This is a genomic window from Abyssicoccus albus, from assembly GCF_003815035.1.
Taxonomy (GTDB): domain Bacteria; phylum Bacillota; class Bacilli; order Staphylococcales; family Abyssicoccaceae; genus Abyssicoccus; species Abyssicoccus albus.
The window spans coordinates 234,945-242,155 of record NZ_RKRK01000002.1 but is presented as its reverse complement, the minus strand read 5'-3'; the positions used below and the strand labels follow the sequence as shown (position 1 = coordinate 242,155).

Genomic DNA, 7,211 nt, shown 5'->3' with positions numbered 1-7,211 from the left:
TACCGTTACAGGTACTTTAATGTGGTCTGTTGTACCGTCTGGGTATGTTACTGTCACATCTACTTCTGTTGTATCTGGTGTGTTGCCATCTGGTAATTGTGATTCATCATCCACTGTGATTGTTGGCTGTTCTTTATCCGCTGGATAATCTGGGATTGTTACCGCACCTGTTACATCATCTGATGTCGTTGGTGTCCCATAATCTTTCGTTACACCATCTGTTGTTGGTTCATATTGTCTGCTATCCGTAACTTTTACGATAAATGAATCAGCTGCTACATCATTGTCTCCTACTACTAAATATGCCGTGTAAATATCTCCATCTTCCGCATCATCTGGAACATTAAAAATACCTTGTTGTTCACCATCTTCAAGCGTATTAATGTCGCTTGTTTTTTGAACAACATCTCCATTTTTATCTCTCCACTCAACACGTGTTGGTAGCGGTGATATATTTGAACCTGTTAAGTCGATGCAAACTTTATCACCTGGAACTGCAGGTTTATCTGTATTATTATATTTCAACACATCTAAGTTAATATCATTAGATGGAACTAATGCAAAATTAACGTTGTACCACATTGGATTAGCAACTAAATTTCGAGCTGGCGCTGTTTGTGGTGTCCATGATAAGTTACTGTTTGGTGCTCTGAATTCTGGACTTGTATAAGATGAATAAGCATTCACTACATTGCCATCTGGATCCATCACATAACCATACATATAGCTTGTATTTAACGTACCATCTGGGAATCTTAAAGTATATCGGCCTTCATTATCTGTTTCACCATAAACAGTTGCTGAAATATAGTCAGGATTTGCTTCTAATAACTCTTTAGCCGCTGCTACTCTTTCATTTTCTGGTAAACTATTAACTTGAGCTTTATATTGTTGAGCACCTTCATTTGTTAATGAAGACATAACAACTGTATAACCTGCTGCTTCTGGATCTTTACTATTGTTGTTTGGTCCTGTAGCAGAGTTAGCATAATCTCCAGCACCTGTTTCAAACCAAACTTGTCCCGAAACTGAATTTTTTGCTTTCAAATCTACTGCTGGACTACTCATTGGACCTTGTTCATCATGAGTCCATTTAGATTTATCTGTAGTCATGTAATCATTAGTAGGCTTAACTGCCATGAATATACCAGTACGTTGCATGTTAGTGCGGATTAATGGAAATTGACCTAAATTAAATTCACTTACAGAATTTGTATATCCTCCAGGATAAAACCCGCCAACTTGACGTACCATTGTTGCAGTATTGCCGCGCTCTGTTTCAAAGTCTTCTATCCATAGACGATATAACTGACCGCTAGTAGCATTATATTTATGTTCTTTTCCATTTGCGTCAGTCCAAGCATCTCTTAAGTCAAATGCATATGCACCTGGACCTACTTGAGAACCATTTGAAGAGCTTAATTTGTTAGATGTTGTAGCCATATATGTTGGGGATACAGCTCCATCTTTATCGATCCATTGCATATATACTTTCGTACCTTCAGGAACTGCTGTAAGTCCATTAGACGTTGTTGCAGGCGTTCCTTTATCAACAATCCAAGCTCTTCCTGATAAAGTATTCTTAGCATTAGTTGCGTCAGTTCCCGATTTGATATATCCATTCTTAATCGCATCTGCTTCAATTATTTTTGATTTATCTGTTAATGCTAATGTATTGATTAATTCATTTGAGGCAATATTTAAAGATTCTTCACCTTTTGGTGATGCCGCTCTAAAAGTAGTTGCTAATGCTTTATTGTTTTCCTGCTTGTTTGCTAACGCTTTGATCAATTCTTTGATCAATTCATATTGTAATTCTTGTTCACTTAAATTTTTAGTATCTAAATTTAAATTACTGATTACTTCACGAGCTTGTTTATCAGAAACGTTGGCAGCTTTTTTATAATATGTAGCAGCTGTTTCTTCATCACGAACTTGTGAGATTGAATAATCATCGTTTTTATTTGCAGTATTAGATTCTAAAGTTGATTTAGCTGACTGAGCTTTTTCTGTTGCTTCTTCTGTTGTCGCGTCTTCTGTTGTCGCTTCTTCTGTTGTCGCTTCTTCTGTTGTCGCGTCTTCTGTTGTTGCTTCTTCTGTAGTCGCGTCTTCTGTTGTTGCTTCTTCTGTTGTTGCTTCTTCTGTTGTTGCTTCTTCTGTTGTTGCTTCTTCTGTTGTTGCTTCTTCTGTTGTTGCTTCTTCTCTTCTGTTGTTGCTTCTTCTGTTGTTGCTTCTTCTGTTGTTGCTTCTTCTGTTGTTGCTTCTTCTGTTGTTGCTTCTTCTGTTGTTGCTTCTTCTGTTGTTGCTTCTTCTGTTGTTGCTTCTTCTGTTGTTGCTTCTTCTGTTGTTGCTTCTTCTGTTGTTGCTTCTTCTGTTGTTGCTTCTTCTGTCGTTGCAACTTCAGTAGAAGTTTCTATTGTAGAAACATTAAATGTAAATTGATAGTTTTTCTCTTCACTAGTAACATTATCAACTGCAGTAACGTTAATAGTATATGTACCGATTGTTGTAAATTCACCTGTTATAACTTGATTAGTTCCATCAAAACTTAATCCTGACGGTAAGTTGGTAACTTTTATTTCATTGTTTGAATTTGATGATTGTAGTAATAAATTAATAGAAGAATTAATTGAAGTTTGAAATTCTGTTGATGTTGTTAATGATTCAATCATAATCGTTTCTTGGGCATTTTCATTCATTGTAATGTTGTTTTCAGCGGCATGCATTACGTTTGGATTACTAAGTAAAATAAAACTACCTAATAAAATAGATCCGATTCCGAAATTATACTTCCTTATCGAAAACCGTTGTTTCTTTTTGTATTCATTATTGTTTCCCATCTAATAATTACCTCCTATTTGTTTGATACATAATAAGCATACCATTATATGTAACTAAATACAATTAAAAACAAGGCAATAAAATTCTTTTTAGAAAAAATTTTATTGCCTTGTTAAATCTTATTTTTAATATGACTGAGAGACCTACCCTACAATATGATATCCACTATCTACGTGTAGCACTTCACCGGTTACGCCACTTGCTAAATCACTCAGTAAAAAGGCTACAGAATTTCCGACTTCAATTTGATCTATATTACGCTTTAACGGCGCACGTTTTTCAATTTCAGATAAAATCGTGCTAAAATCTCCTACTGCTTTAGAAGATAATGTTCTAATCGGTCCCGCTGATACTGCATTGACACGAATACCATCTTGTCCTAGGTCTTGCGCTAAATATCTAACGCTCGATTCTAATGCCGATTTAGATACACCCATTAAATTATAATTAGGTACAGCACGCTCTCCACCTAAGTAAGTCAAAGTAACAATCGATCCACCTTCATTCATTAACTCTTTCGATTCATTTGCAACTTTGGTTAATGAATAAGCGCTAATATTTAGGCTATGTAAAAATCCATCACGGCTTGTATCTACATATCGACCTTCGATATCTTCTTTATTTGCAAATGCTATCGCATGGACAACACCATCAATACCATCTACTTTTCCTTTAATTTCTTTAAATGCATTCTCAACGTCTTGATCTTCACTGACGTCACAATTGACAATCATTGGCTCTTTATTATGTTCTAATTCTGCCGTTAATTTTGTCAAACTTTTCTTAAAGCGATCACTCATAATCGTAAAAATTAATGTCGCACCTGCTTGATCTAACGCTTGTGCAATCCCCCAAGCAATACTATGTTTGTTTGCTACACCCATAATGACATAGGTTTTATCTGATAAATTTAATGACATAATAATCCCTCTTCTACTTTATAATTAGTACCTACTACTAATTTATAGAAGAGGGATTGAAAAGTCAAGTTCAATACCTATGATGCAATGATTATTAAATCATTTCAAGCTCACGTTTTAATTCTTCAACGTATTCACGACTACCTGTCACGATTAAACGGTCTTTATAACGAAGTTCCGTGTCACCATGAGGCACGAGTGATTCATTTTCACGTAAAATTCGGACAAAAATGATATCTCCACCAAATGGGAAATGTCTCAATCGCATATCTTGGTAGACGTAATTCAACATTTGAATTTCATATAAAGTTGTTTCTTCATTCGATAATAAGTTCAACATGTTTGGTGATTCGATGAGTCCACGAAGTAATGTTTTCGTACTGTTAATCACATTGAATATTTCAATACCTTGAGATTTCAGTTCAGATTCATCGTTTGTTGATTCCAACCTACAAATTACACGATTTACACCGTGTTCTTTTGCTAATTGTGCTACGTTTCTATTGATATCATCGTCATTAGCACTACACACTAAAATATCGTGATTGAAGATACCAGTGTCGACCAGAGTATCTTCACTATAATTTTCTATTTTAATCATGTCCATATTCGTTTGATTATTTTTTTGATTCGCCATTGCATCTGTATAATACAATGTCGCTTCATATAATCCAGACTTTATACTTTGTGCAACTGGTACACTTAACGTATTATGTCCAATAAATGCCACTTTTAATGCTTTTTCTTCCTTGAGCTTTGCTGGGAAGAACTTCTTGAAGAAGACTGGTGTAACGATACATGCAATCACCGCTGATAATATTAATACACCTGATTCAATTGAACTAATCATCTTTAAGTCTTCAGCAATCTTAGCAGCCGCAATGACAAGCGATAAAGTGGACGTTAGAATAAATGCACTCGCAATTGTTGTATTCATGTCATACCATTTTTTTAATACGAATACAGGAATTAATTTAGATAAGAAAAACGCCAACAATAACAATGGAATAACAATTAACACGGAAGGCTCACTGAATAACTCTTTTAAATTAATTTCTACACCGACCATAATAAAGAAAATCGGAATAAAGAAACCATAACCGAATGAATCTAACTTATGTACCATTTCCTGATCTGGTTTAAGTAAGCTGACAATACATCCTGCTAAAAATGCTCCGAGAATATTCTCTGCGCCAACACCTTCTGCTAATGCAACAAACATAATAATTAACGCGAACACAGCTCTTGTACCTATTTGTGTTGTTCCTTCACTTAAGCGGTGAAGAAATTTAGAATCCTTATAAATTTTACCGACAAAGTATACAACGATACCGACTACGATTAGAATGGCCATAAGCCACATCGATGTACTTGAATCAGAGTTCAAGTTACCATAGAATGCAAGCATGATCATTGTAACTAAGTCTGCGATCACCGCGACGAGTAATATTGTCTGCCCAATATCAGACCTAATAATATTCATCTCTTTCAAAGTTGGTACAACAACGCCCAATGAAATTGTTGAAATCACGATCGTCATTAAGAAAATATCATTGAACATACCAAATAGACTAAATAAGTAAGCAAATAATACCGATAATATTAAGATCCCAATAAATATTCCAGTCGTTAATACGAGTTGATTTGGTTTATTTTCTACTGTTTCTGATTCACTCTTCTTAGATTTCTTAGGTTCGACTTTAAACGCATCGAAGTCAATTTCTAATCCACTCAAAAACATTAGAAATATAAATCCTAAAGTAGACAAAATATTAACATAATCACCAGCTTCTATTATGTTGAATAGTGAAGGTCCTAATATAATCCCGACGATGATTTCTGCAACAACGACTGGTAAAAAATTAATTTTCAACCTGTGTACGATAATCGGCGTTAAAAATGCAGCAATCACTACAATTAATAGTGAAAAAATAGATGGTCCATGCTCCATAAATCAATCCTCCTTTAAGTTAGATATGACATAAATGTCGTCGCTAATCCAAAATAGATTAACATACTAATAATGTCATTAATCGTTGTAATAAATGGGCCACTTGCTACTGCTGGGTCAATATTGAACTTATGCATCACGAGTGGAACAATAGCCCCAGCTAAAGTAGCCACCGTCATTGCAAGCATTAAGCTAATTGCGACAATGAGGGCAAGAATCACTTCTTGATACAATATTGTAATAATGACAAATAATATTAAACCACAAACAAGACCACTAATAAAGCCAGAACCCATTTCTCTCATAGCAATTTTCATTTTAGAAGCTTCCTTAATTTCACCAGTCGATATACCACGAACGGCAACGGCAAGTGATTGGGTTCCTGAATTTCCTGCCATTCCACCGATAATCGGAATAAATGCAGCAAGCAGTGCAACTTTCGCCATCGTTTCTTCAAATTGACCAAGAATACTTGCCGTAATCATCCCCATAACCGTTAAAGCGATTAACCATGGCAGTCGTTTCTTAGCCACTTGTAAAAATGTATCTGTCGTATTATCAATGTCATTTACACCGGCAAGTTTTGAGTAGTCTTCACTCGCCTCTTCATCGATGACATCCATAATATCATCTGCAGTGATAATCCCTAATAAATGGTTCTGATAATCTACTACAGGTAATGCTAATAAGTCGTAATCACGCATCTTCAAAGCAACAGCTTCTTGGTCTGCCATCGCGCTAACACTGACTACACGTTTTACCATAATATCTTCAATGTATTCATCATCATCATTAACGATTAAATCTCTAAGACTGAGTACGCCAACAAGTTCTTTATGATGATCGATGACGAAAACGTAATAAATCGTTTCCGCTTCCGGTGCTTGCTCTTTCACAACGATTAATGCTTCACGGACTGTTATATCTTGAGGTACGCTAATATATTCTGTCGTCATGATTCCGCCGGCACTATCTTCTTCATAGTTCAATAATGCACGCATTTCTTTAGCATCTTCACGCGGCATTAATACAAGAAGACTTGCGACCTTCTCTTTTGATAATACACTCAAAATATCAACCGCGTTATCATAAGACATTTCAGTTAATATGTCAGCAGCATATATCGAATCAATGCGATCAAAAATCCGCTCAAACATTTCTTCATCCGGATCAATATTATCCATAAATAATGCAACTTCATCGGGTGATAAATAATGGTATAACTTACTATGGAGTGATTCGTCTAACGACAGAAACACTTCGGCTTGTTCATATCGGTGTAAACCTAAAAAATATGAGCGAAAACCTTCTAAATCATCTTGTTCAATAGATTGTATGATTCGTTCAACATCAACTGATTCTTCAAGTTCTTCCTTCGAAAAATTATCTTTACTTACCATCATTTATCACCACACATATTCAAATTTTTTTTCATTATAGCATATGACACCATAATTTACTTAATTCACTTTCTATATATTTTCTATAAAAAGTATTAA

5 protein-coding genes (1 of these 5 only partly in view) are annotated in these 7,211 nt (G+C 35.1%); all 5 read right to left on the bottom strand.

The window, feature by feature from the left end; genetic code table 11:
- Window positions 1–582, bottom strand: partial view of a Rib/alpha-like domain-containing protein gene (locus tag EDD62_RS09455; RefSeq protein ID WP_462476952.1) — the beginning only. The gene continues 1,029 nt to the left of window position 1, outside the view; 582 of the gene's 1,611 nt are visible here — the first part of the coding sequence; it begins with the start codon at window positions 580–582; its stop codon lies off the left edge, out of view.
- A gap of 1,397 nt (window positions 583–1,979) precedes the next feature.
- Window positions 1,980–2,840: a YSIRK-type signal peptide-containing protein gene (locus EDD62_RS01210; RefSeq protein WP_123807222.1), complete on the bottom strand. Its 861-nt coding sequence runs from the start codon at window positions 2,838–2,840 to the stop codon at window positions 1,980–1,982.
- Between the two features lie 144 nt (window positions 2,841–2,984).
- Window positions 2,985–3,761, bottom strand: a complete 777-nt coding sequence (gene fabI, locus EDD62_RS01205) for an enoyl-ACP reductase FabI (protein ID WP_077140640.1) — start codon at window positions 3,759–3,761, stop codon at window positions 2,985–2,987.
- 94 nt (window positions 3,762–3,855) lie between these two features.
- Window positions 3,856–5,712, bottom strand: coding sequence for a cation:proton antiporter family protein (locus tag EDD62_RS01200; protein WP_077140641.1), 1,857 nt, complete (start codon window positions 5,710–5,712; stop codon window positions 3,856–3,858).
- A 14-nt stretch (window positions 5,713–5,726) separates the two neighbouring features.
- The gene (gene mgtE, locus EDD62_RS01195) at window positions 5,727–7,115 is read right to left on the bottom strand and encodes a magnesium transporter (protein WP_077140642.1); all 1,389 of its coding nucleotides are present in this window, start codon (window positions 7,113–7,115) and stop codon (window positions 5,727–5,729) included.
- Between the last annotated feature and the right edge of the window lie 96 nt (window positions 7,116–7,211).

Coding starts and splice junctions, on each gene's coding strand:
- EDD62_RS01210 (WP_123807222.1), bottom strand. CDS start 2,840: ATGGGAAACAATAATGAATACAAAAAGAAACAACGGTTTTCGATAAGG.
- fabI (WP_077140640.1), bottom strand. CDS start 3,761: ATGTCATTAAATTTATCAGATAAAACCTATGTCATTATGGGTGTAGCA.
- EDD62_RS01200 (WP_077140641.1), bottom strand. CDS start 5,712: ATGGAGCATGGACCATCTATTTTTTCACTATTAATTGTAGTGATTGCT.
- mgtE (WP_077140642.1), bottom strand. CDS start 7,115: ATGATGGTAAGTAAAGATAATTTTTCGAAGGAAGAACTTGAAGAATCA.